We start from the raw sequence: 22,431 nt of genomic DNA on the forward strand, positions 1-22,431 counted from the left end.
CCCGTCAGGGGAGCGCGAGGCGTTCGCGGACGACCGCGGCGAGCGCCTCGGCGTGTGCCTGTGCGCCCTCGGACGACGCCGCTTCGACCATCACCCGGACGAGCCGCTCGGTGCCGCTCGGGCGGAGGAGCACACGGCCCGTCTCGCCGAGCTCGGCCTCGACCGCGGCGACGGCGGCGAGGACGCCCTCGTCGGTCTTCGCACGCGCCCTGTCGACGCCCTTCACGTTGATCATGACCTGCGGGTACACCGTCATGATCGAGGCCAGATCGCGAAGCGTGCGGCCCGTCCGAGCCATCTCGGCGACGAGCTGAAGGCCCGTGAGGAGCCCGTCGCCCGTGGTCGCGTGCGCGCCCATGATGACGTGGCCCGACTGCTCGCCTCCCAGCGAGTAGCCCTTGTCGTTCATCTCCTCGAGCACGTAGCGGTCGCCGACAGCCGTCTTGACGACCTGGATCCCCCGCTCTGCCATCGCGAGCGTGAGCCCGAGGTTGCTCATGACGGTCGCGACGAGGGTGTCGTTCGCGAGCATGCCGCGCTCGTGCATCGAGGCGGCCAGGATCGCCATGATCTGGTCGCCGTCGATCGCGTTGCCGTCGGCGTCGACGGCGAGGCAGCGGTCGGCGTCGCCGTCGTGCGCGATGCCGACATCGGCTCCGTGCTCGAGGACGGCGCGCTGCAGGACGTCGACGTGCGTCGATCCGACGCCCTCGTTGATGTTGATGCCGTCGGGGTCGGCGCCGATGACGACGACCTCGGCCCCCGCGTCGGCGAAGAGCTGCGGCGAGACGCCCGAGGCGGCGCCGTTGGCGCAGTCGATGACGACCTTGAGGCCGTCGAGGCGCGCCGGCAGCGTGCCGAGCAGGTGCAGCAGGTAGCGGTCCTCGGCATCGGAGAAGACCCGGATCCGCCCCACGTCGGCGCCCGTCGGCAGGAGCTTGGGGCTCGACATGAAGCGCTCGATGCGCTCCTCGACGAGGTCGGGCAGCTTGACGCCGCCGCGGGCGAAGATCTTGATCCCGTTGTCGGGCGCCGGGTTGTGCGACGCCGAGATCATGATCCCGAAGTCGGCGTCGTAGTCGTTCACGAGGAACGCGAGCGCCGGGGTCGGGATCACGCCCGCGTCGTACACGTCGACGCCGCTCGAGGCGAGGCCGGCCGAGACCGCGGCGATGAGGAACTCGCCCGAGATGCGGGGATCGCGGGCGATGACCGCCTTGGTGCGGCGCCCCTGGGCGCGGCGCGCCTCAGCGGAACGCCCCTGGCCCAGGACGACGGCAGTCGCCTGGGCCAGGGAGAGTGCAAGGTCGGCGGTGAGGACCTCGCCGTTGGCGAGGCCCCGCACGCCATCCGTGCCGAACAGAGCCATGTGCGGCTCGATCAGCGCTTCGAGAACTGCGAAGCCTTGCGGGCCTTCTTGAGACCGGCCTTCTTGCGCTCGATGACGCGGGCGTCACGCGTGAGGAAGCCGGCCTTCTTGAGGGCGGGACGGTTGTTCTCGCGGTCGATCTCGTTGAGCGCACGAGCGATCGCGAGGCGGAGCGCACCGGCCTGACCCGAGGGGCCGCCGCCGTTGATGCGCGCGATCACGTCGTACGCACCGGTGAGGCCCAGGAGGGTGAAGGGGTCGGTGATCAGCTGCTGGTGCAGCTTGTTGGGGAAGTACTCGTCGAGCGCACGGCCGTTGACCGTGAACGAGCCCTCGCCCGGGATGAGGCGCACGCGGGCGATGGCCTGCTTGCGGCGACCCACGGCGGCACCGGGGACGCTCACGACGGGGCGCTCGGCGACCACGACGTCGGTCTCGGCCGGCGTCTCGGTGGAGTAGTTCTGAACGTCTTCTTCAGTCACTTCGAAATCCTTTGCAGCCTCGGCGCTCACTGAGCGACCTGGTCGAGGGTGTACGTCTGGGGCTTCTGCGCGGCGTGCGGGTGCTCAGCGCCGGCGTACACCTTGAGCTTCGACAGCTGCTGGCGGCCGAGCGTGTTCTTGGGGAGCATTCCGCGGACGGCCTTCTCGACCGCGCGGACGGGGTTCGTCGCGAGGAGCTCCTCGTACGAGACCGAGCGGAGACCGCCCGGGAAGCCCGAGTGGCGGTAGGCGCGCTTCTGCTGCGCCTTGTTGCCGGTCAGGGCGACCTTGTCGGCGTTGACGATGACGACGAAGTCGCCCATGTCGACGTGGGGGGCGAAGGTGGCCTTGTGCTTGCCGCGCAGGAGCGCCGCGGCGTGCGAGGCGAGGCGACCGAGGACGACGTCGGTGGCGTCGATCACGAGCCACTCGCGCTGGGCGTCACCGGCCTTCGGGGTGTAAGTACGCGTCACAGTAGTGCTGCTTTCTCATCGAACGGAGGTGTTCGTGAATCCCACTCCGGGGTGGTTGACGGGGCTGAGGCCGGGCCAACACGCCAGTGGAGGGCTCACGTTCGCGGTGCACGCGGAGCGCACACCAAAGAAGAACTCTACCGGATCGGATCCCCGATGGCGAACGGGATCCCGCCGTCCCGCCTGGGAATCGGTGGGGAGATGATCGGGCAGGATGGACCGCATGACCGCCGCGCCGCGACTCGTCGCCTTCGATCTGGACGACACCCTCGCGCCCTCGAAGTCCCCCGTCGATCCCCGCGTCGCCGAGCAGCTCGTCGCGCTCGCGAGCCGCGTCGAGGTCGCCATCATCTCGGGCGGCCGCATGGCGCAGTTCCAGGCGCAGGTCGTCGACCGCCTGCCGGGGGCGCCGGACGCGCTCGCGCACATGCACCTCCTCCCGACGTGCGGAACGCAGTACTGGCGGCACGACGGCGACGCGTTCCGCGCCCTCTACGAGCGCGACCTCACGGACGACGAGAAGTCCCGCGCCCTCGCGGCCGTCGAGGTGGAGGCGCGGCGCCTCGGCTACTGGGAGGAGCGCACGTGGGGCCCGATCCTCGAGGACCGCGGCTCGCAGATCACCTTCTCGGCCCTCGGCCAGGCGGCGCCCGTCGACGCGAAGAAGGCGTGGGATCCCACGAGCGAGAAGAAGTCGGCCCTGCGCGACGCCGTCGCGGCCCGCCTCCCCGACCTCGAGGTCCGCAGCGGCGGATCCACGTCGGTCGACATCACGCGCCGGGGCATCGACAAGGCCTACGGCATGCGGCAGCTCGCCGAGCAGACCGGGATCGACCTCGCCGACATGGTGTTCTACGGCGACCGGCTCGACCCCGACGGCAACGACTACCCCGTGCGCGAGATGGGCGTCGCGTGCGTCGCGGTCGACGGCTGGGAGGACACGGCCGCGAAGCTCGACGTCCTCATTCCGTCGCTGCCCGCTCGCTGACCGGGCGCCGCCGGTACTCGTAGTCGACGAGGATCGGCAGGTGGTCGCTCGACCCCTGCGGGAGCGTCACGACGTCGCCGATCGCGATGCGGCTGCTCGTCACGAAGTCGTAGTGGCCGCGGAAGAAGCGATAGCGCGTGTAGGTGCGCCGATCGCTCAGCGTCATGTCGTATCCGTGCTCGCGGATCCGCCCCGCGAGGCTCTCCTTGAACATCGGGTAGTTGTAGTCGCCGACCATGAGGGTCGGCGTCCCGGGGCCGAGCTGCTCGAGCGCCTGCAGCGCCGAGCGGATCTGCGTGCGCCGGAGCGAGTTGAGCGCCGTGAGGGGCGCGGCGTGGAACGACGCGAGCGTGACCTCGCATCCCCCGTCGACGTCGAACAGCTGCACGCCGAGCAGCCGCTCGTGCGCCGGCTTGAGCACGTAGTCGTGCAGCGACTTCTTGAGGCCGAGGGAGACCGACCTCACGAACCGGAACGAGTCCTCGCGGTAGTAGACGGCGAGGCCCAGGCGGTTGCGGTCGGTCGCGGCCGCGAGGCGCAGGCCCGATACGCGGCTCGGCAGGTCGGCGACGTCGGCCTCCTGCAGGCACACGGCGTGCGGATCCCAGCGGTCGATGAGATCGGCGAGCTCGCCGGCGGCGGCGTGCTTGCGCAGGTTGTAGGACAGGACTCGCATGGTGCACCCACGATAGGCCCGCGCCGTGACCGCGCGGTAGCGCCGTGCTATGAACTTCCGATGACCTCGTGCGGCTGCCGGCGGCTGCGCGTCTGATCCGCCCGCGCCGCGAGCAGCTCGTCCGCCGGGTAGCCGACCTCCGTGAGCGTCAGGCCGCGCGCGTCGAGCACCGTGAACGCGCTCGTGCGCGTGAGCTCGTCGCGCAGGCGCGCGGCGTCGGCGACCGCGAGGCGCCCCTGCCCCACGGCGACGCTCGCGCCGACGAGGGCGCGGACCATCGAATGGCAGAACGCGTCGGCCTTGACATTGGCGACGAGGACGCCCCGCTCGTCGCGCCGCCAGTCGAACTCGAGGAGCGTGCGGATCGTCGTCGCCCCCTCGCGCGGCTTGCAGTAGGCCGCGAAGTCGTGGAGCCCCGTGAGGGATCGCGCGGCCTCGTCCATCGCGTCGCCGTCGAGGCCCGCACGGACGTAGGTCGTGTTCGCGCGCGCGAGCGGGTCGTACCCCGCGACGGCGTCGGCCACGCGGTACTCGTAGCGGCGCCACGAGGCGGAGAAGCGGGCGTCGAAGCCCTCGGGCGCGCGGCTCGTCGCGAGGACCGCGACGTCGGCGTAGGGGCGGAGGACGCCCTGGACGCGCCGCGCGAGCCCCGCGATCCCCTCGCGGCTGCGCGACTGGTGCGCGCGCTCCCACTGCTCGTCGTCGAGGTCGACGTGCGCGACCTGCCCGCGCGCGTGGACGCCGGCGTCGGTCCGCCCCGCGACGACGAGGCGGACGTCGCCGCGGACGACCCGCGCGAGCGCCTCCTCGATCGTGCCCTGGACGGTGCGCAGGCCCGGCTGGCGGGCCCAGCCCGAGAAGCCGGATCCGTCGTAGGCGATGTCGAGCCGCAGGCGGTGGGTCATGGGAGGGCCGCGAGCGCCGCGATGACGACGCGCGCCGAGCGCTCGGCCGCGTCGTCGACGTGCGTCTCGAACTGCTCGGCCGACGGCGCGCACAGGTCGCTGACGCCGCGCGCCGCGGCGAAGCGGACGCCGTGGTTCAGGGCCGTGTGCGCGACGGCGCTCGTCTCCATGTCGACGGTCACGAGGCCGGGGAACGTCTCGCGCAGGCCGAGGGCGATCCCGCTCGTCACGAACTTGTCGCCCGCGCCCATGTCGGCGCGGCGCACGCGGATCCCTGCGTCCGACACGGCCGCGAGGGCGCCCGCGATCTCGTCGTCGGATGAGAACACGGGCGGCATGCCGGGCACCTGCCCCGGCACGTAGCCGAAGGCGGTCGCCTCGGCCTCGACGTTGACCGTGTCGGCGCTGACGACGACGTCGCCGACCTCGACGTCGGCCGCGAGCCCCCCGCACGTGCCGGCGCTGATGATCGCGAGGTCGCCCTCGCCGCCGTAGCGGAACACGGATCCCGCGGCGGCGTCGGCGGCGTTCACCATGCCGATGCCGCTCACGACGAGCACGACGGTGCGGCCGCCGAGCACGATTCCGCGGTGCTCGGCGCGGCCGATGCGCACGGGATCCGACGCCTCGGTCGCGGCGTCGAGGAACGGCTGCGCCTCCTCGGGCATCGCGACCTGGACGACGTAGGTGGTCACGCGAAGACCTCGCGCCACTCGTCCTTCTGCGCGAGGAACGCACGGGCGGCCTCCTGGGCCCCCTCGAGCGTGTGGTTCGCGCCCCAGCCGCACTGCGTCTCGTTCGCGGCGGGGACCTCGGTCGCCGTCAGGACGTCCGACAGGGTCGCCTCGACGAGATCCGCGACGTCGTCGACCGAGTGCTCGCCCTGGAGGATCAGGTAGAACCCCGTCTGGCAGCCCATCGGCGAGAAGTCGATGACCTGCGACGAGTGGTTGCGGCTCTTCTCGGCGAAGAGGTGCTCGATCGAGTGGACGACCGGCATCTCGAGGTGCGAGACGTTGGGCTGCGCGAAGCGCACGTCGTACTTGACGATCACGTCGCCCGCCGGCAGCTGCTTGCGGTCGGCGAGACGCAGGTAGGGCGCCTTCACCTTCGTGTGGTCGAGGTTGAAGGATTCGACGTTCATGCGCGCTTCGGTCACGCCTTCCAGGCTACGGCCCGCCCCGCTGAAGGACATCTTCCTGCCGGAAGGACATCGAAATGGATGTCCACGAGGCAGGAAGATGTCCTTCAGACGGTGGCGAGGCGTTCCAGCAGTTCGTCGGCCGCCGACAGCTGGCTCGCCAGCCTCTCGCGGCGCGACCTGGCATCCTCGACGAAGGTCTCGAGCGCCGCGCGGGCGGCCGGATCCCGCGGATCCCGCTCGAGGGCGTCGCGGGAGGCGAGGACCTCCCCCATCTGCTCGAGCGAGAAGCCGAGCGGCTTCATGCGGCGGATCAGCAGCAGCCGCTCGACGTCGCGCTCGGTGTACAGCCGGAACCCGCCGTCGGTGCGCTCGCTCGGCACGATCAGCCCGACGTCGTCGTAGTGCCTGAGGGTGCGCAGCGACAGCTCGGTGCGCTCGGCGACCTCGCCGATGTGCATGCGTCGCTCTTCGTTCGCGGACATGAAACCTCACGTAACGGTAGGGTCGGGGGATCCCCTTCCATTCTTCCCGGAGCGAGCCATGTCCGTTCTCGACGCCCTGCGCTCGCCGCGCCAGCTGACCCGCGAGGTGCTCGCCGGCCTCGTCGTGGGTCTCGCGCTGATCCCCGAGGCGATCGCATTCTCGATCATCGCGGGGGTCGACCCGCGCGTCGGGCTCTTCGGCTCCTTCGTCATGGCGGTCGTGACCTCGATCGTCGGCGGCCGGGCCGCGCTCATCTCGGCGACGACGGGCGCCGTCGCCCTCGTCGTCGCCGACCTCGCGCCCACCTACGGCGCCTCGTACCTCGTCGCCGCGATCATCCTGGGCGGCGTCTTCCAGCTGATCCTCGCGGCCCTCGGCGTCGCGAAGCTCCTGCGCTTCATCCCGCGCAGCGTCATGACGGGCTTCGTCAACGCGCTCGCGATCATCGTCGTGATGTCGCAGCTGCCGCACCTCATCGGCGTCCCCTGGATCACCTATCCGCTCGTCGCGCTCGGGATCGTCGTGATCGCGCTCTTCCCGCGGCTCACGACGTCGATCCCCGCCCCGCTCATCGGCGTCGTCGTCGTGTCGGTTCTCGTGCTCGCGGCGGGGATCGACGTCGCGACGGTCGGCGACCAGGGCGAGCTGCCCCACGCGCTCCCCGCCTTCGGCCTGCCCGACGTCCCGCTCACGTGGGAGACGCTGCGGATCATCGCGCCGTACGCGGCGGGCGTCGCCGTCGTGGGGCTCGTCGAGTCGCTCATGACGTCGAAGCTCGTCGACGACATCACCGACACCCCCTCCTCGAAGACGCGCGAGTCCGCGGGCCAGGGGATCGCGCAGATCGCGTCGGCGCTGTTCGGCGGCATGGGCGGGTGCGCGGTCGTCGGCCAGACGATGATGAACGTCAAGATCTCGGGCGCACGCACGCGCATCTCGACGTTCCTCTCGGGTGTCTTCCTGCTCGTCCTCGTGATCGTGTTCGGCGACTTCGTGGCGTCGATCCCCATGGCCGCGCTCGTCGCGGTCATGCTCATGGTGTCCTACGCGGCCTTCGACTGGCACTCGATCCGGCCCTCGACGCTCCGGCGCATGCCGCGGAGCGAGACGGCCGTCATGGTCGTCACGGTCGTCCTCACGGTCGCGACCGAGAACCTCGCGATCGGGGTCGGCGCGGGAATCCTCGCCGCCGCCGTGCTCTTCGTCCGTCGCGTCGCGCACATGACCCGCGTGACCCGCACGCTGTCGGACGACGGATCCGAGGCACGCTACGTCGTCGAGGGGCAGTTGCTGTTCGCCTCCTCGAACGACCTGACGACGCAGTTCGCGTACGCCGAGGATCCGGCGCGCGTCGTGATCGACATGTCGCGCTCGCACGTGTGGGACGCGTCGAGCGTCGCCGCCCTCGACGCCATCGAGCAGAAGTACCTGCGGCGCGGCGCCGAGGTGCGGATCGTGGGCATGAACCCGGCGTCGGGAGACTTCCACGGCCGCCTGACCGGCCGGCTGCCGTAAGGACATCGTCCTGCCGGATGGACATCCGTTTCGATGTCCGGCAGGCAGGAAGATGTCCTTCAGCGGGGCGAGAGGCCGTGGGACCTCAGGAAGGCGCCGAAGCGGTCCCTGCTCGCGATCTCCCGCATCGTCCACCGGATCATCCGGGCGTCCGCCGCCCAGCGGATCCCGTCCTCGCGGCGCTTCTCGTCCGAGACGACCTCGGCGGGCGTCCGCCCGTTCCGCATCGTCCGGTCGAGGTACTTCTCCATGCCGTCGAACTCGCACAGCACGCCGTCGACGTCGAAGTCGACGTACGCGGTGCGGCCGCCCGGCAGCTCGACGCGGCGCTGGATCTCGACCCTGCGGTAGCCGAGGTCGTGGAGGTGCAGGCGGCTGACGCTCTCTCCCACCGACTCGGCGCGCGGATCCGCGAAGCCCGCGACGAGCCGCGCCCGCGGGAGCCCGTGCACGCCGGGATGCTCGGCGATGAGCGCGAGGATATCGTCGCGCAGCGACCCCGCGGCGTCGAGGTCGAGGTCGCGGGTCCCGGGGATCCGCGCGGCCTGCCGCAGCGCGGCGTCGGCGCACCCGATCGCCGTCGTCCCGGCCGCCGTGCGGGCCACGTCGAACACCGTGCGGGCGAGCGAGGTGACGAGGAAGCCGCCGACCGCCACCGGATCTTCGTCCCAGCGATCCCGGTGGCGGACGACGGCGGCGGAGGCCGTCCGGCGGCCGCGGTTCGCCGACATGACGTGCGTGCGCGGATCGCGGCAGTCGAAGAGCGGCAGGCCGTGGATCGCGGCCGCGGTCAGGTGGGAGAAGACCGGCGGGATCGCCGCCGCCTCCGCCGCCGCACGCGCGAGCGCGACCTGCCTGCCGGCGATCCGCTCCCCGGTCCATTCGGTGGCGGGAACGTATGCGCCGCGCCGGATCCGCGCCATCTCGCCGTCGCGCACGGCGCGCGCGAGCGCCTGATCGGACAGCCCCTCGGCGAGGAGCGTCGCTCGGCTGCGCGGATCCATGCCGCCGACTGTGCCGGATCCGCCGGGGGTAGCGGAGATGCCTGTGGATCCCGCCGCCGCGAGGACATCTTCCTGCCGGATGGACATCCATTTAGATGTCCGACAGGCAGGAAGATGTCCTCTGGCGGGTCAGGCGAAGGACTCCACCGGCGGGCAGGAGCAGACCAGGTTGCGGTCGCCGTACGCCTGGTCGATGCGGCGCACGGGGGGCCAGTACTTCGCCGGCGTGATCCCGGCGGGGTAGACCGCCTCCTCGCGGGAGTACGGGTGATCCCAGTCCGCGACGAGGGCCGCCGCCGTGTGCGGCGCGTTCGCGAGCGGGTTGTCGTCCGCGGGCCACTCCCCCGATGCGACGCGCTCGGCCTCGGCGGCGATCGCGATCATCGCGTCGCAGAAGCGGTCGAGCTCGGCGACGTCCTCGGACTCGGTCGGCTCGACCATGAGGGTCCCCGCGACGGGGAACGACATCGTCGGGGCGTGGAACCCGTAGTCGACGAGGCGCTTCGCGACGTCGTCGACCGTGATTCCCGTGCGCTCGGTCAGCGGCCGGACGTCGACGATGCACTCGTGCGCGACGCGCCCTCCCGCGCCCGTGTAGAGGATCGGGAAGGTGCCCGAAAGCCGGCCCGCGATGTGGTTGGCGTTCAGGACGGCCGCCTCGGTCGCCTCGGTGAGGCCCTCGAGGCCGAGCATGCGGATGTAGGCCCACGTGATAGGCAGGATGCTCGGCGAGCCGTAGGGCGCCGACGACACGGGGCCGATGCCTTCCCGCGGATCCTGGGCCGCGTCGTGCGAGGGCAGGAAAGGCGCGAGGTGCGCCTTCGCCGCGACGGGTCCGACGCCGGGTCCGCCCCCGCCGTGCGGGATCGCGAACGTCTTGTGCAGGTTGAGGTGCGAGACGTCGCCGCCCATGTCGCCGAAGCGCGCGTGGCCGACGAGCGCGTTGAGGTTGGCGCCGTCGATGTACACCTGCCCGCCCGCCGCGTGCACGGCGTCGGTGATGTCGCGGATCCCCGCCTCGAAGACGCCGTGCGTCGACGGATACGTGATCATGAGCCCGGCGAGCTCGCCGGCGTGCGCCGCGATCTTCGCCCTGAGGTCGCCCGCGTCGACGTCGCCGCGCTCGTCGCACGCGACGACGACGACGCGCAGCCCCGCGAGGACGGCCGACGCCGCGTTGGTGCCGTGCGCCGACGACGGGATGAGGACGACGTCGCGCCCGTCCTCGCCGCGCGAGAGGTGGTAGCCGCGGATCGCGAGGAGGCCCGCGAGCTCGCCCTGCGACCCCGCGTTCGGCTGCAGCGACACGGCGTCGTAGCCCGTCAGGTCGGCGAGCCAGGCCTCGAGCTGCCCGATGAGCTCGAGGTAGCCCTCGACGGTGTCGCGCGGCGCGAAGGGGTGGATCCGGCTGAACTCGGGCCACGACACGGCCTGCATCGCGGCCGCGGGGTTGAGCTTCATGGTGCACGACCCGAGCGGGATCATGCCGCGGTCGAGCGCGTAGTCGCTGTCGGCGAGGCGCTTGAGGTAGCGCATCATCGCGGTCTCGGAGCGGTGCTCGCGGAACACGGGGTGCGCGAGGATCTCGTCGTCGCGCAGCATCTCCCGGTCGATCGCCGCGTGCGGCACGAACCCGAAGAACTCCGTGCGGCGCGGGACCCCGAAGGCGTCGCCGACCGCGAGGAGGTCGTCGTCAGTCGTCGCCTCGCCGACCGAGATGCCGACGGTGTCGCCGTCGACGAGGAGCAGCAGGACGCCGCGCTCGCGGGCGTCGGCGACGATCTCGGCCGCCCTCCCCGGCACCCGCACGCGCACGGTGTCGAAGAACCGGTCGTGCACGACGTCGTGCCCCGCCGCGACGAGGTCGTCGCGCAGCCGTCGGGCCGCGTCGGCGACGTCGAGCGCGATCCGGCGCAGCCCCTCGGGCCCGTGGAACACGGCGTACATCGACGCCATGACGGCGAGGAGCACCTGGGCCGTGCAGATGTTGCTCGTTGCCTTCTCGCGGCGGATGTGCTGCTCGCGCGTCTGGAGCGCGAGGCGGTACGCCGTCGCGCCGTCGGCGTCCTTCGAGACCCCGACGAGGCGGCCGGGCAGCTGACGCTCGAGCCCCTGGCGCACCGCCATGTACCCCGCGTGCGGGCCGCCGAAGCCGAGGGGGACCCCGAATCGCTGCGTGGATCCCACGACGACGTCGGCGCCGAGGGATCCCGGCGAGCGCAGGAGCACGAGGGCGAGGACGTCGGCGGCCACGATCGCCTGCGCCCCCGCGGCGTGCGCGGCGTCGATGGCGCTCGACGGATCCCACACGCGCCCCGACGCCCCCGGGTACTGCGCGACGAGGCCGAAGAACTCGGCGGGAAGCTCCTCGCCGCCCGCGAGGTCGCGCACCGCGATCTCGATGCCGACGGCGCGGGCCCGGACCCGGAGGATCGCGAGCGTCTGCGGGAGGACGTCGGCGTCGACGACGAAGACGTCGGACGCGACCCGCTTCGACGCGCGCCGCGCGAGCAGCATCGCCTCGACGACCGCGGTTCCCTCGTCGAGGAGCGACGCGTTCGCGACGGGGAGCCCCGCGAGGTCGCCCACGAGGGTCTGGAAGTTCAGGAGCGCCTCGAGGCGGCCCTGCGAGATCTCGGGCTGGTACGGCGTGTACGCGGTGTACCAGGACGGGTTCTCGAACACGTTCCGCTGGATCACCGCGGGGGTCACGGCGTCGCTGTAGCCCAGCCCGATCATCGGCGTGAGGACGCGGTTGCGGGCCGCGAGGGCGCGCAGCTCGGAGAGCGCCTCGGCCTCCGAGACGCCGGCCGCGGGGAACGCGTCGCTGACGGATCCGCGGATCCCCGCCGGGATCGCCTCGTCGATGACCGACTCGGAGCGGAGAGCCGCGTTCATGCGCCTGCGCTCCGCGGCGCTCGGCCCGATGTGGCGGGCGGAGAACGGGGCGCTCACGCGGCCTGACCCGTGAGAGACGCGTAGGCGGCGCGGTCGAGGAGGCCCTCGGCCGGCGCCGCGACGCGCACCCGGATGAGCCACGCCGCGAAGGCGTCCTCGTTGATCGAGGCAGGGTCGTCCGCGACGGCCTCGTTGACCTCGACGACCTCGCCCGTCACGGGGGCGTAGAGCTCGGAGACCGACTTCGTCGACTCGATCTCGCCGAAGACGTCGCCCGCCGAGACGGCGGATCCGACGGCGGGGAGGTCGACGTAGACGACGTCGCCGAGCTGCTCGGCGGCGTGGTCGGTGACGCCGACGGTCGCGATGTCGCCCTCCGAGGCGACCCACTCGTGCTCGGCGGTGTAGAGGAGGGAGGTGAGGTCGGTCATCGGGTGCTCCGTCGGTAGAAGGGGAGGTCTGCGGGTGTCGCGGGGACGCGCGTTCCGCGCACGTCGATCGCGAGATCGGGCGCGGAGGCGGCGTCGGGGTCGACGTAGGCCATCGCGATGGGGCGGCCGAGCGTGGGGCTCAGCGCCCCCGAGGTGATCGCGCCGACGACGGCGTCGCCGCGCAGGACGGGGTAGCCGGCGCGGCCGGCCCGGCGCCCCTCGGTCGTGAGGCCGACGAGCACGCGGGCGCCGGGGCGCGGATCCTTCGCCGCCTCGCCGACGAAGCCCGTCTTGTCGGCCGGGATCACGCGGCCGAGGCCCGCCTGGGCGGGGACCACGTCGCGCGAGAGCTCGCTGCCGTAGAGCGGCATTCCCGCCTCGAGGCGCAGACTGTCGCGCGCCGCGAGCCCCGCGGGGACGAGCCCGCGTTCGGCCCCCGCCTCGAGCACCGCCCGCCAGAGGGCCACGGCCTCGTCGGCTCCGACCATGAGCTCGAAGCCGTCCTCGCCCGTGTAGCCCGTGCGGGCGACGAGGAGCGGGGATCCGCGGAAGAGCGCGTCGGTCCAGGCGTAGTTCCGGAGCGCCCCGAGCTCGCCGAGCGCCGAGACGCCCGCGACGAGCGGGAGGATCTCGGCCGCGGCGGGCCCCTGCAGGGCTATGAGGGCGTAGGAGTCGGACACGTCCTCGACGTCGACGCCGCCCGTCGCGCGCTCGGCCATCGCGGCGGCGACCTGCTCGCGGTTGCCGGCGTTGGCGACGACGAGGAAGCGGTCGTCCGCGAGCCGGTAGACGATGAGGTCGTCGACGATCCCGCCGTCCTCGGCGAGGATCATCGTGTACTTCGCGCGGCCGGGCGCCATGGACGAGATCCGGCCCGCGAGCGCGTGGTCGAGGTACGCGGCGGCTCCGCGGCCGGACACGAGGATCTCCCCCATGTGCGAGACGTCGAAGACGCCGGCGGCCTCGCGCACGGCTCGGTGCTCTGCGAGATCCGACGCGTAGCGGACGGGCATGTTCCAGCCGCCGAAGTCGGTGAGCGTCGCGCCGAGGGCGGCGTGCTCGCCGCCGAGCGGGGTCTCGCGGAGGGGCGGTGACGACATGAGGAGCTCTCTTCGAACCGCCCGGGCGGGCGGCTACGAGCTCCCCCTCTGTCATGGGCCTGAGAGCTTCGACGCTGCGCGTCTTTCACCGTCGGCGGCAGCATCCGGCTGCGCTTTCCAGAGCGGCCCGGCCGGCGCGGTAGCTGTACCTGAGAGATTGGCGGGGAGGCTTGCTCCTTCGGTGGGCGCCTGATGGCGACGCTCTCCCGCGGCGGTCGTGGGGCCTGTGTTCTGTTACGAGGCCAGAGTAGGCGCACGGCGCCCGCCGCCGCGACCGGGTCCGGATCTTTTTACACGCGCGTCACTCGCGGATCGCGGCGCCCAGGACCTCGAGGGCGGCGGCGCGGGCCGAGACGCCCCGGTCGCCGCGGCGCACGAGCAGGAGGTCGACGATCGCCTCCGTCACGAGCATGAGCGCGGCGCGGCTCGTGTGCAGCAGCTCGTCGCGGAACGAGTCGTTGACGGGCGGCACGACGAGCGCCGTGTCGGCGGCCGACGCGATCGGCGAGCGGGCGAACGAGGTGATCGCGAGGAGGGTCGATCCGCTCTGCCGCGCCGAGTCCGCGACCGCGAGGGTCTCCTCGTTCGCGCCGGATCCCGACACCACGAGGCACACGGATCCCGCCCCGAGCTGGCGCGCCGCGATGCGCTGCGCGAGCCCGTCGGTCAGCAGCTCGGCTGGGCGGCCTGCGGCGTTGAGCCGGAGCACGAGGTCGAGCCCGAGCGGCGACGAGAGCCCGTTGGCGACGATGAGCACGCGGTCGGCGTCGTCGAGCGCCCGGACGAACTCCTCGAGCGCCTGCTCCGTGAGGCCCGAGAGCGTGTGGGCGAGCCGCGACGCGAAGCGCTCCGAGGCGGCCCGCATCGCGCCCAGCATGGTGCCGTCGCTCGTGAGGCTTCCGGACGGCGCGTGCATCGCGAGCTCGCGCGCGATCGCGACCCGCAGCTGCGGGTAGCCCTCGAACCCGAGCGCCTGCGCCGTGCGCACGACGGTCGCGCGCCCGACGCCGACGATGTCGGCGACCTCCTGGGCCGTGCGCTCGACCGTGCCGCTGAGGTCGTCGGCGATCGCGTCGGCGACGCGCTTCTCCCCCGCCTTCAGGGCGTGCGCGAGCGCGCCGATCCGGGCCGTGGGCGGCGCGTCAGCTGCTCCTGTCCATTCCACGGGCCTGGGCTCCCTCCATGATCCGCCGGCGCAGCGCGCCCGACACGAGATCCACGAGCATCGTCGCGACGATCACGACGGTGAGCAGCATGCCGACCGTCGACCATTCCCGGTAGTTCGTGTAGTTCGAGAGCATCTCGCCGACGCCGCCCGCACCCACGAGGCCGAGGACGGCCGACGTGCGGATGTTGATCTCGAAACGATACAGGGCGAACGAGGCGAGCGACGGCAGGGCGGCGGGCCACAGGGCCCAGCGGAGCACCGCGAGGCGTCCGCCTCCCGCCGCCTGGACCGCCTCGGCCGATCCGTCGTCGAGCGACTCGATCGTCTCGTACACCCACTTGCCCTGGGTGCCGATGCCGGCGATCCCGAGCGCGAGCATGCCCGTGAAGGGGGTGAGGCCCGTGACCGTCAGGAGGATCAGGGCGATGATCACCTCGGGGAACGCCCGGATCACGGCGAACAGGCCGCGCAGGAGGTAGCGCAGCCACGCGGGGCCCGTCCCCCGCGCGGCGAGCATGCCGAGCGGGACCGAGAGGACGACGCAGAGGATCGCGCCGAGCCACGCCATCGAGATCGAGCGCCAGGTCTCGAAGAGCGCGCGCGGGAGGCGCGACCAGTCGGGGCTCTGGAACATGAGGACGGCGTACTCCCACGCCGCGCGCGGCAGGTCGAGGAGCTTCGCCCAGTCGGCGCCGAGGCCCCACGCGGCCGCGACGATCACGAGGCCCACGACGATCGACCAGATCGTCGGGCCCACCTTCGACGGCGGCTTCGGGAGCGCGATCCGGGTCTCGGTCACGGCGGTCATGTGAGTCTCCGTCGCAGGACGTTCGAGAACGCCTCGATGATGATCACGACGACGAGGATCTCGAGGACGATGAGCGAGACGTCGTCGTATGCGTAGAAGCCGAAGCGCTCGTTGAGGAGGCGGCCGATGCCGCCCGCGCCGACGATGCCGAGGATCGCCGAGATGCGCACGTTGAGTTCGAGCGCGTAGAGCCACTGGTTCGCGAAGAGCGGCAGGGTCTGGCGCATCGCGAGCGAGCGGTTGAGCCGGCCCTGCGTCGCGCCCGCCGCGCGGCCCGCCTCGAGGTAGGGGTGATCGGTCGAGTCGATCGCCTCGGAGACGAGCTTCACGACGACGCCGAGGTCGAAGAGGAAGAGCGTCAGGAGGCCGGGAAGGGCGCCGACGCCGACCATCGCGACGAGGATCGTCGCGTAGACGAGGTCGGGGACCGAGCGCACGACGTTGATCACGGTGCGGACGACGCCGCGGACCCAGGCGTGCTGACTCGTCGGGCGCGCCGCCCAGAGCGTCAGCGGGACCGAGACGATCGCCGCGGCGACGGCGCCGATGAGCGCCATCTGGAGCGTCTCGAGCATCGGCTGGACCGTGCGCGGGAAGAACGCGAAGTCGGGCTGGAGGAGCTGCGCGAGCTTGTTCGCGCCGTTGCGCCAATTGTTCGCGATCGCGGCGAGGTCGATCTCGACGCCGCCGATCGCGGGGATGCAGGTCGCGATCGTGAACGCCGCGAACGCCGCCGCGATGAGCGCGGTGCGCACCCACCGCCGCGGGCGCGGCGGCAGGACGGGGGCCGTCACAGCGGAGTCCCGAGGCGATCCTGCGGCTGGATGCGGCGGCCGTAGATCGCCTCGAAGTCGGCGTCGGTCGCGTCGGCGGCCGGTCCGTCGTAGACGAGCTCGCCCGCGCGCAGGCCGATCATGCGCGTCGTGTAGTCGCGGGCGAGGTCCATGAGGTGCAGGTTCGTGAGGACCGTGAGCCCGCGCAGGGTCGAGATCCGCTCGAGCTCGGCCATGACGGCGTGCGCCGTCGGCGGGTCGAGGCTCGCGACGGGCTCGTCGGCGAGCATGACCTTGGGCTCCTGCGAGAGGGCGCGCGCGATCGCGACGCGCTGCTTCTGGCCGCCCGACAGGGATCCCGCGCGCGTCCAGACCTTCTCGATCATGCCGACGCCCTCGAGGGCGCGCAGCGCGATCTCGCGGTCCTCGGCCGAGGCGATGCCGAAGAGCGAGCGGAACCAGCCGGCGCTCGCGAAGCGGCCGACGAGGGTGTTGCGGTACACGTCGACGCGCTCCGCCAGGTTGAAGCCCTGGAAGATCATGCCGACGTCGGAGCGCAGCTCGCGCAGCTGCCGCCCGCGCAGGCCCGACACGGTGTGCGGGCCGACCGTCACGGTCCCCGACGTCACCGGCACGAGGCCGTTGATCGTCCGGATGAGGGTCGACTTGCCCGACCCCGAGAGGCCGACGACCGACACCATCTCGCCCGCCGGGATCTCGAGCGAGACGCCGCGGAGGGCCTGCGTGCCGTTGGGATAGGTGACCGTCGCGCCGTCGAGGCGGATCGGCCACGACCCGGAGGCCGGGCTCTGATGCCCGGCCTCCGGTGCCTGCGCGGGGGAAGTCATGCGCGTCGTGCTCCTGGGGTGATCAGTTGGAGAACTTCTCGAGGATCTCGCCGTAGCGGGTGATGTCGTCCTCGTTGGTGTCGGTCGTCCAGTCGGACAGGCCGACGAGGTCGAACATCACGCCGGCCGCCTCGTCGGACGACTCGGCGTAGTCGGCGAGGAGCGTCGCGAGCTTGTCGGTGAGGTCGCTCGGGAGGCTGCTCGACGCCGCGACGCCGCCGTTCGGGATCGGCTCGGTGTAGGCGAAGGCGACGGCCTTGTCGGCGATGTCGGGGACCTCGTCGGTCACGGTCGTGCGCGCGTCCCAGTACGCGAAGCCCACCTCGGCGTCGCCGTTCGCGACGGCGAGGACCGCGTTGTTGTTGCCCTCGACGGGGATCTGCGTGATGTCGCTGTCGGTGTCGATGCCCTCGTCCTGCATCGCGACGATCGGGTACTGGTAGCCCGCGGGCGACGTCGCCGCCTGCAGCGCGACCTTCGCGCCCGCGACGTCGGCGAGGTGCTCGATGCCCTTGGGGCCCTCGCCGGTCGCCGAGGCGCCCGCCTCCTCGAGGCCGTTGCAGTACGAGAGCTCGATGCCGCTCGCCTCGTACGTCGCCATCACGGGGTCGTCGTCGCAGTACTTGTCGGGGTCGTTCGTGTAGGCGACGGCCGAGTAGGTCGTCGCGCCGAAGCGCACGTCGCGGTCGATGAGCTTCGCGCCGTACTGCTGGATCGCGTTGTAGAGCGAACCGGCGTCGGAGATGATGACCTGCGCCTGGTCTGCGCCGAGTGCCTCGACCGTCGCGGCGTAGTTGTTGGCGACGACGCCGTGGACGTCGATGCCCAGGCCGTCGGAGAGGTACTCGGTGAGCGGGTCGAGGGCCTCGGCGAGGTCCTCTCCCTCGGTCGAGGGGACGAGCGAGATCGTGATCTCGTCGGGCCACTCGGTGTCTCCCGAGGCCGACGAGGAGTCGGACGAGCCGCAGCCGGCCAGTCCGAGGGCGAGCACCGCGACGGCACCCGACGCGAGCAGGGCGGTCTTGCGCATGAGGGGGTTCACCTTTCCGGGTGGGTAGCCGTGCCGGGAAGCACGGGGGTCTTCTCGCTGCTCGCCCAGGCGACGATGCCGTCGACCATATCGGCGAGCGCTGCGCCGCGCAGGGTGACCTGAGCGGGAGATGCGGCGGCTGTCGCGCCCACGAGGGCGGTGTCGGCGCCGAGCGCCGCGGCCGGCGCGAGATCGTTCTCGACGATGTCGCCGACCGACAGGACGGGGCCGTCGGCGAGGGCGCGCTCGACGAGCGGGCCGAGGCCAGCCGGCTTGCCCATGTCGTGCAGCACCTCGTCGAACCGGTCGCGCAGGCCCCACGAGTCGAGCACCTGCGTGACGCCGATGTCGGGCGAGTTCGTCGCGAGGATCACGCGCGTCTCGGCGGGGATCCGCGCGAGCAGCTCGGCGAGGCCGGGCGCCGGGTCGACGGGCGCCTCCGCCGTGCCGAGCTCGGCACGGCTGGCGAGGTAGGCCTCCTGGCGGGTCTCGGCGTCGACGCCCGCGCGCTCGGCGAGCGCGCCGACGACGTCGTAGCCGTCTCGATAGGAGGGCGCGGATCCCGCATCGAACGCCTCGAGCGCCTCCGTCACCTCGGCCAGGTACCGCTCCCCCGCCGTGCGCGCGATCTGGCGGGCGTAGGCGAGGACGGGGCCGTTGCCGACGGCGACGGTTCCGTCGAAGTCGAAGATGATGGTCGAGGTCACGCGGTCTCCTGGGCAGCTGTGGACGATGCGTCCAGAGTAAGGGCAAGTTGTGGACGCCCCGTCACGCACAGATGAACAACGGGTGACATCGCGCCCTCAGGGGCGCGGTCGCGGGGGCAGCGCCGCGTTCCAGCGCAGCTTCGCGGGGGCCTCCTCGGCCTCGCGCGCGAACCGCGCGGCGTCGTCGACGGGGAAGAGCGTGACGAGGCTCCAGCCGTCGCCGTCGTCGACCGCCGAGATGAGGACGCCCGCACCGTCGGCGCCCGGGGGCGTCACGACGGCCCGCGTGCGCACGCCGTCGGCCGACTTCTCGATCACGGCGGATCCGCGCGGCGGGACGAGCAGCAGCGGCATCGCGGCGTCGCTCACGCGCTGGAGCGGCGTCTCGTGCATGTCGTCGCCGAGCTGGAAGTGCGACGGCGGCCGATCGAGCATGCGCGCGAGCCGGCCATCGGTCCACCTGTCGCTCTTGAGCCCGTACGGCGTCTGGACCGTCGAGAACTGGTAGCCGTAGACGTGGATGATGCCGGCGTTGCCGATCGGGAACACGACGTCGACCCCACCCGCCTCGTGGAGCCGCTGGTAGAGCTGCGTCGAGATCACGGGGCGCCCGACGTTCTCGTCGATGACCGTCGACCACCACCAGAGGTTCAGCCGACCGGCGCGCCGATCCGCGTCGATGCAGTGCACCGCCAGCGCGAGGTCGTAGGGGGAGAGATCCACGTCGTCAGCTACCCGATTCCATGCCGAGGAAGGTCAGCCTTCATCCTAGGCAGTCGACGCTGTGCGCCGCGGCCGCATCTCATCACGATCGCGGCGCGATCCGCCCCTCAGCGGTAGTTCGTGAACTGGAGGGCGACGTCGAGGTCGTCCTCCTTGCCGCGCAGGAGCGCGATGATCGCCTGCAGGTCGTCGCGGCTCTTCGAGGAGACGCGGATCTCCTCGCCCTGGATCTGCGTCTTCACGCCCTTGGGGCCCTCGTCGCGGACGATCTTGCCGATCCTCTTCGCGACGTCCTGCGCGATGCCCTCCTTGAGGGTCGAGACGATCCGCACCTGCTTGCCGCTCTCGTACGGGTCGCCCGACTCGAGGCTCTTGAGCGAGATCCCCCGCTTGATGAGCTTCGACTGGAAGACGTCGAGCACGGCCAGGGCGCGGTCCTCGGTGTTCGCGACGATCACGATCTGCTCGCCCGACCACTCGATCGAGGCGTCGGTGCCGCGGAAGTCGTACCGCTGCTGCACCTCCTTCTTCGCCTGGTTGAGGGCGTTGTCCGCCTCCTGCCGGTCGATCTCGCTGACGATGTCGAAGCTGCTGTCCGATGCCATGGGTCCAGAGTATTCGTAGACTTGATGGATCATGCAGGAGCTGACCGCGACGCAGATCCGCGATTCGTTCGCGAACGCCGACGAACGCGACCTCGAGATCCTCGAGCTCCCCCTCGAGCACATCGTCGCCGACTGGTACCACCTCGACTTCCTCGCCTGGCAGGACCGCAGCGACAAGAGCCGCTGCTACGTCGTGGCCGAGGTCGACGGCGAGCCCGTCGGCATCGTCCTCCGCGCGCTGCAGAAGCCCGCCCGCGCCTACAACGGCATCTGCAACATCTGCCGCACGATGCAGCCGGGCAATCAGGTCACGATGATCAGCGCACGCAAGGGCGGCGAGGCGGGCCGGCGCGGCGACAGCATCGGCACATACATGTGCGCCGACGTGTCGTGCCACCAGAACGTGCGCCTCGCCCTGCCTCTCGCGCCGAACGAGTACCGCGCCGACGTCGACTTCCGGATCGACAACACGGCCCGCCGCATGCGCGAGTTCGTGCGCCGGGTGCGCGACGGCGACTGACAGCTTCGGCGCAGTAGACTGGAGGCTGAGCGCACCAGCGCGCTCGTCGTCGCGGATGTTCCGAGCGCCTCTCGCTCGGCCCGCATTCCCGTGGCGAACCGGATGCGACGTTCGTCGCCTTCGCCCACCTCTCGGATCCGCGCGATCTCCCGCGCCCGCGATCCGGCACGCACCGAAAGACAGGCATGCCTGACATCTCGTTCGCCGACCTCGGCGTTCCCCCGGAGCTCGTCGACGCCCTCGTGGCCGTCGACCGCCCCACCCCCTTCCCCATCCAGCGCGAGACGCTGCCCTCGACGCTCGCGGGCAGCGACGTCCTCGGCCGCGGCAAGACCGGATCCGGCAAGACGCTCGCCTTCGCGATCCCGCTCGTCGCCCGCATCGCCGAGATGAAGCGCCGCACGAAGCCCGGCGCCCCCGCCGGCCTCGTGCTCGCCCCGACGCGCGAGCTCGCGACGCAGATCGCCCGCGTCATCGAGCCCCTCGCCGCGGCCGACGGCCTGAGCGTCACGACGGTCTTCGGCGGCGTCTCGCAGCGCCCGCAGGAGGCGGCGTTCCGCCGCGGCGTCGACATCGTCGTCGCCTGCCCGGGCCGCCTCGAGGACCTCATCGGCCAGAAGGTCGTGCGCCTCGACGAGGTCGCGATCACGGTGCTCGACGAGGCCGACCACATGGCCGACCTCGGCTTCCTGCCCGGCGTCACCCGCATCATGAACCAGACGCCGCAGAAGGGCCAGCGCCTGCTCTTCTCGGCCACGCTCGACAACGGCATCGACAAGCTCGCGAAGCGCTTCCTGCACGACCCCGTGAGCCACGCGATCGACCCCGCCGAGTCGCCCGTCCCGCAGATGACGCACCACGTGTTCGACATCGCGTCGGCCGAGGAGCGCACCGCGGTCGTCGCGGCCCTCGCCTCGGGCACGGCGAAGCGGATCTTCTTCACACGCACGAAGCACCAGGCGAAGCGCCTCGCGCGCCAGCTCACGGCGTCCGGGATCCCCGCCGTCGACCTGCAGGGCAATCTCTCGCAGAACGCCCGCGAGCGGAACCTCGCGCAGCTCTCGTCGGGCGAGGTCAAGGTGCTCGTCGCGACCGATGTCGCGGCGCGCGGCGTGCACGTCGACGGCATCGACCTCGTCGTGCACATCGACCCGCCGACCGAGTCGAAGTCGTACCTGCACCGCTCGGGCCGCACGGCGCGCGCGGGCGCCGCGGGCGACGTCGTGACCCTCGTCCTGCCCGAGCAGCGCCGCGACACGCGCCAGCTGCTGCGCCAGGCCGGCATCAAGGCGACCCCCGTCGCCGTCACGGCGACGTCGCCCGAGGTCGTCGCCCTGATCGGCGAGATCGCCCCCAAGGTCAAGCCGGTTCCCGGCGGGCCCGGATCGGGCAACGCCCCGCTCGAGCAGCCGAAGGGCCAGTCGCAGGGCGCCAACGCGCGCCGCAAGCGCGCCGCCCGCGAGCAGCGAGCGGGCGGCCAGGGCGGCCAGGGCGAGGCGCGCCAGCCGAAGCAGGGCGCGGGATCCGGATCCTCGCGCCGCCGCCGCGGCGGGTCCGGTCAGGGCCAGGGCCAGCGCTCGTCGCAGCCCCGCACCTACTCGACCTCGACGCCGGGCTCGTCGCAGCCGCGCACCCCGCGCCGCGCGCAGGGCTGAGGAGACGGATCCCCGCGGGAGGCTCACGCCCCCGCGGGGATCCGCACATCTGCGGCCGGATCACGCCGATTCGGCCGCAGGAAAAGCGAATGGCCGCGCGAGGGGATCCCCCGCGCGGCCATTCGC

Annotated in this window: 24 protein-coding genes and 2 riboswitches; of the genes, 4 read left to right on the plus strand and 20 right to left on the minus strand. The window is 72.0% G+C overall.

Going from position 1 to position 22,431, the window contains the following annotated elements; genetic code table 11:
• Positions 1-4: 4 nt before the first annotated feature.
• The 3 genes from glmM to rplM are packed head-to-tail and all read right to left on the minus strand — an operon-like array spanning position 5 to position 2,324.
• Positions 5-1,369, minus strand: coding sequence for a phosphoglucosamine mutase (glmM, locus tag H576_RS0101815; RefSeq protein ID WP_029149494.1), 1,365 nt, complete (start codon positions 1,367-1,369; stop codon positions 5-7).
• Between the two features lie 11 nt (positions 1,370-1,380).
• A complete protein-coding gene (rpsI, locus tag H576_RS0101820; RefSeq protein ID WP_084502331.1) occupies positions 1,381-1,851 on the minus strand; it encodes a 30S ribosomal protein S9 in 471 nt (156 codons plus the stop codon).
• 26 nt (positions 1,852-1,877) lie between these two features.
• Positions 1,878-2,324, minus strand: coding sequence for a 50S ribosomal protein L13 (gene rplM / locus H576_RS0101825; RefSeq protein WP_029149496.1), 447 nt, complete (start codon positions 2,322-2,324; stop codon positions 1,878-1,880).
• A gap of 223 nt (positions 2,325-2,547) precedes the next feature.
• Here rplM and H576_RS0101830 point away from each other — a divergent pair, with 223 nt between their 5' ends.
• Positions 2,548-3,312 (plus strand): HAD-IIB family hydrolase, encoded by a 765-nt coding sequence (locus H576_RS0101830; RefSeq protein WP_029149497.1) that lies wholly within the window; start codon positions 2,548-2,550, stop codon positions 3,310-3,312.
• Here the strand turns inward: H576_RS0101830 and H576_RS0101835 are convergent.
• The 5 genes from H576_RS0101835 to H576_RS0101855 form a co-directional block, all read right to left on the minus strand.
• A complete protein-coding gene (locus H576_RS0101835; protein ID WP_029149498.1) occupies positions 3,287-3,988 on the minus strand; it encodes an endonuclease/exonuclease/phosphatase family protein in 702 nt (233 codons plus the stop codon). The genes H576_RS0101830 and H576_RS0101835 overlap by 26 nt on opposite strands.
• 47 nt (positions 3,989-4,035) lie before the next feature.
• Entirely contained in the window at positions 4,036-4,893 is an 858-nt protein-coding gene (gene truA / locus H576_RS0101840) for a tRNA pseudouridine(38-40) synthase TruA (protein ID WP_029149499.1), read from the minus strand.
• Positions 4,890-5,588: a 5'-methylthioadenosine/S-adenosylhomocysteine nucleosidase gene (gene mtnN, locus H576_RS0101845; RefSeq protein ID WP_051172021.1), complete on the minus strand. Its 699-nt coding sequence runs from the start codon at positions 5,586-5,588 to the stop codon at positions 4,890-4,892. The genes truA and mtnN overlap by 4 nt, the downstream gene beginning before the upstream one ends.
• Positions 5,585-6,052, minus strand: a complete 468-nt coding sequence (locus H576_RS0101850) for an S-ribosylhomocysteine lyase (RefSeq protein ID WP_029149501.1) — start codon at positions 6,050-6,052, stop codon at positions 5,585-5,587. The genes mtnN and H576_RS0101850 overlap by 4 nt, the downstream gene beginning before the upstream one ends.
• An 89-nt stretch (positions 6,053-6,141) precedes the next feature.
• Positions 6,142-6,519 carry a MerR family transcriptional regulator gene (locus H576_RS0101855; protein ID WP_084502333.1) on the minus strand — a complete coding sequence of 126 codons (378 nt, stop codon included), beginning with the start codon at positions 6,517-6,519 and terminating at the stop codon, positions 6,142-6,144.
• A 58-nt stretch (positions 6,520-6,577) separates the two neighbouring features.
• Between H576_RS0101855 and H576_RS0101860 the strand changes: the two genes are divergently transcribed.
• Complete coding sequence (locus tag H576_RS0101860) at positions 6,578-8,035, plus strand: SulP family inorganic anion transporter (protein ID WP_051172023.1); 1,458 nt, start codon at positions 6,578-6,580, stop codon at positions 8,033-8,035.
• 59 nt (positions 8,036-8,094) lie between these two features.
• Here H576_RS0101860 and H576_RS0101865 read toward each other — a convergent pair whose 3' ends face one another.
• From H576_RS0101865 to H576_RS0101920, 12 genes are all read right to left on the minus strand, one after another.
• Positions 8,095-9,126 carry a type IV toxin-antitoxin system AbiEi family antitoxin domain-containing protein gene (locus H576_RS0101865; protein ID WP_156888090.1) on the minus strand — a complete coding sequence of 344 codons (1,032 nt, stop codon included), beginning with the start codon at positions 9,124-9,126 and terminating at the stop codon, positions 8,095-8,097.
• 42 nt (positions 9,127-9,168) lie between these two features.
• On the minus strand, positions 9,169-11,994 hold the full coding sequence (gene gcvP / locus H576_RS0101870; RefSeq protein WP_029149505.1) for an aminomethyl-transferring glycine dehydrogenase: 2,826 nt from the start codon (positions 11,992-11,994) through the stop codon (positions 9,169-9,171).
• Entirely contained in the window at positions 11,991-12,368 is a 378-nt protein-coding gene (gene gcvH, locus H576_RS0101875) for a glycine cleavage system protein GcvH (RefSeq protein WP_029149506.1), read from the minus strand. The genes gcvP and gcvH overlap by 4 nt, the downstream gene beginning before the upstream one ends.
• Positions 12,365-13,468: a glycine cleavage system aminomethyltransferase GcvT gene (gene gcvT / locus H576_RS0101880; RefSeq protein WP_029149507.1), complete on the minus strand. Its 1,104-nt coding sequence runs from the start codon at positions 13,466-13,468 to the stop codon at positions 12,365-12,367. Before gcvT ends, gcvH begins: the two co-directional genes overlap by 4 nt.
• A 41-nt stretch (positions 13,469-13,509) precedes the next feature.
• Positions 13,510-13,594: riboswitch (glycine riboswitch) on the minus strand.
• A 1-nt stretch (position 13,595) separates the two neighbouring features.
• Positions 13,596-13,687: riboswitch (glycine riboswitch) on the minus strand.
• Between the two features lie 82 nt (positions 13,688-13,769).
• Entirely contained in the window at positions 13,770-14,633 is an 864-nt protein-coding gene (locus H576_RS0101885; RefSeq protein ID WP_029149508.1) for a MurR/RpiR family transcriptional regulator, read from the minus strand.
• Positions 14,611-15,444, minus strand: coding sequence for a phosphonate ABC transporter, permease protein PhnE (phnE, locus tag H576_RS0101890; protein WP_029149509.1), 834 nt, complete (start codon positions 15,442-15,444; stop codon positions 14,611-14,613). The genes H576_RS0101885 and phnE (H576_RS0101890) overlap by 23 nt, the downstream gene beginning before the upstream one ends.
• Positions 15,441-16,238, minus strand: coding sequence for a phosphonate ABC transporter, permease protein PhnE (gene phnE / locus H576_RS0101895; protein WP_029149510.1), 798 nt, complete (start codon positions 16,236-16,238; stop codon positions 15,441-15,443). Before phnE (H576_RS0101895) ends, phnE (H576_RS0101890) begins: the two co-directional genes overlap by 4 nt.
• A complete protein-coding gene (gene phnC, locus H576_RS0101900; protein ID WP_029149511.1) occupies positions 16,235-17,065 on the minus strand; it encodes a phosphonate ABC transporter ATP-binding protein in 831 nt (276 codons plus the stop codon). The genes phnE (H576_RS0101895) and phnC overlap by 4 nt, the downstream gene beginning before the upstream one ends.
• Positions 17,066-17,087: 22 nt before the next feature.
• Complete coding sequence (locus H576_RS0101905) at positions 17,088-18,095, minus strand: phosphate/phosphite/phosphonate ABC transporter substrate-binding protein (RefSeq protein ID WP_029149512.1); 1,008 nt, start codon at positions 18,093-18,095, stop codon at positions 17,088-17,090.
• 8 nt (positions 18,096-18,103) lie between these two features.
• Positions 18,104-18,802 carry an HAD family hydrolase gene (locus tag H576_RS13980; protein WP_051172025.1) on the minus strand — a complete coding sequence of 233 codons (699 nt, stop codon included), beginning with the start codon at positions 18,800-18,802 and terminating at the stop codon, positions 18,104-18,106.
• 96 nt (positions 18,803-18,898) lie between these two features.
• The gene (locus H576_RS16030) at positions 18,899-19,525 is read right to left on the minus strand and encodes a hypothetical protein (RefSeq protein ID WP_051172027.1); all 627 of its coding nucleotides are present in this window, start codon (positions 19,523-19,525) and stop codon (positions 18,899-18,901) included.
• A gap of 107 nt (positions 19,526-19,632) precedes the next feature.
• A complete protein-coding gene (locus H576_RS0101920) occupies positions 19,633-20,130 on the minus strand; it encodes a YajQ family cyclic di-GMP-binding protein (RefSeq protein ID WP_029149513.1) in 498 nt (165 codons plus the stop codon).
• 31 nt (positions 20,131-20,161) lie between these two features.
• Here H576_RS0101920 and H576_RS0101925 point away from each other — a divergent pair, with 31 nt between their 5' ends.
• Both H576_RS0101925 and H576_RS13990 read left to right on the plus strand, forming a co-directional pair.
• Positions 20,162-20,650, plus strand: coding sequence for an FBP domain-containing protein (locus H576_RS0101925; protein ID WP_029149514.1), 489 nt, complete (start codon positions 20,162-20,164; stop codon positions 20,648-20,650).
• 185 nt (positions 20,651-20,835) lie between these two features.
• Positions 20,836-22,305: a DEAD/DEAH box helicase gene (locus tag H576_RS13990; RefSeq protein ID WP_051172029.1), complete on the plus strand. Its 1,470-nt coding sequence runs from the start codon at positions 20,836-20,838 to the stop codon at positions 22,303-22,305.
• Positions 22,306-22,431 lie beyond the last annotated feature (126 nt).

This window comes from Microbacterium indicum DSM 19969, from assembly GCF_000422385.1.
Taxonomy (GTDB): Bacteria; Actinomycetota; Actinomycetes; order Actinomycetales; family Microbacteriaceae; genus Microbacterium; species Microbacterium indicum.

What these genes read in the sequence shown, in the direction of transcription:
- H576_RS0101860 (WP_051172023.1), top strand. Translation starts at nt 6,578, where the DNA reads ATGTCCGTTCTCGACGCCCTGCGCTCGCCGCGCCAGCTGACCCGCGAG.
- glmM (WP_029149494.1), bottom strand. Translation starts at nt 1,369, where the DNA reads ATGGCTCTGTTCGGCACGGATGGCGTGCGGGGCCTCGCCAACGGCGAG.
- phnC (WP_029149511.1), bottom strand. Translation starts at nt 17,065, where the DNA reads ATGACTTCCCCCGCGCAGGCACCGGAGGCCGGGCATCAGAGCCCGGCC.
- H576_RS0101865 (WP_156888090.1), bottom strand. Translation starts at nt 9,126, where the DNA reads ATGTCCATCCGGCAGGAAGATGTCCTCGCGGCGGCGGGATCCACAGGC.
- H576_RS0101925 (WP_029149514.1), top strand. Translation starts at nt 20,162, where the DNA reads ATGCAGGAGCTGACCGCGACGCAGATCCGCGATTCGTTCGCGAACGCC.
- H576_RS0101920 (WP_029149513.1), bottom strand. Translation starts at nt 20,130, where the DNA reads ATGGCATCGGACAGCAGCTTCGACATCGTCAGCGAGATCGACCGGCAG.
- H576_RS13990 (WP_051172029.1), top strand. Translation starts at nt 20,836, where the DNA reads ATGCCTGACATCTCGTTCGCCGACCTCGGCGTTCCCCCGGAGCTCGTC.
- H576_RS0101905 (WP_029149512.1), bottom strand. Translation starts at nt 18,095, where the DNA reads ATGCGCAAGACCGCCCTGCTCGCGTCGGGTGCCGTCGCGGTGCTCGCC.
- H576_RS0101830 (WP_029149497.1), top strand. Translation starts at nt 2,548, where the DNA reads ATGACCGCCGCGCCGCGACTCGTCGCCTTCGATCTGGACGACACCCTC.
- gcvT (WP_029149507.1), bottom strand. Translation starts at nt 13,468, where the DNA reads ATGTCGTCACCGCCCCTCCGCGAGACCCCGCTCGGCGGCGAGCACGCC.
- gcvH (WP_029149506.1), bottom strand. Translation starts at nt 12,368, where the DNA reads ATGACCGACCTCACCTCCCTCCTCTACACCGCCGAGCACGAGTGGGTC.
- phnE (WP_029149509.1), bottom strand. Translation starts at nt 15,444, where the DNA reads ATGACCGCCGTGACCGAGACCCGGATCGCGCTCCCGAAGCCGCCGTCG.
- truA (WP_029149499.1), bottom strand. Translation starts at nt 4,893, where the DNA reads ATGACCCACCGCCTGCGGCTCGACATCGCCTACGACGGATCCGGCTTC.
- H576_RS0101855 (WP_084502333.1), bottom strand. Translation starts at nt 6,519, where the DNA reads ATGTCCGCGAACGAAGAGCGACGCATGCACATCGGCGAGGTCGCCGAG.
- H576_RS0101835 (WP_029149498.1), bottom strand. Translation starts at nt 3,988, where the DNA reads ATGCGAGTCCTGTCCTACAACCTGCGCAAGCACGCCGCCGCCGGCGAG.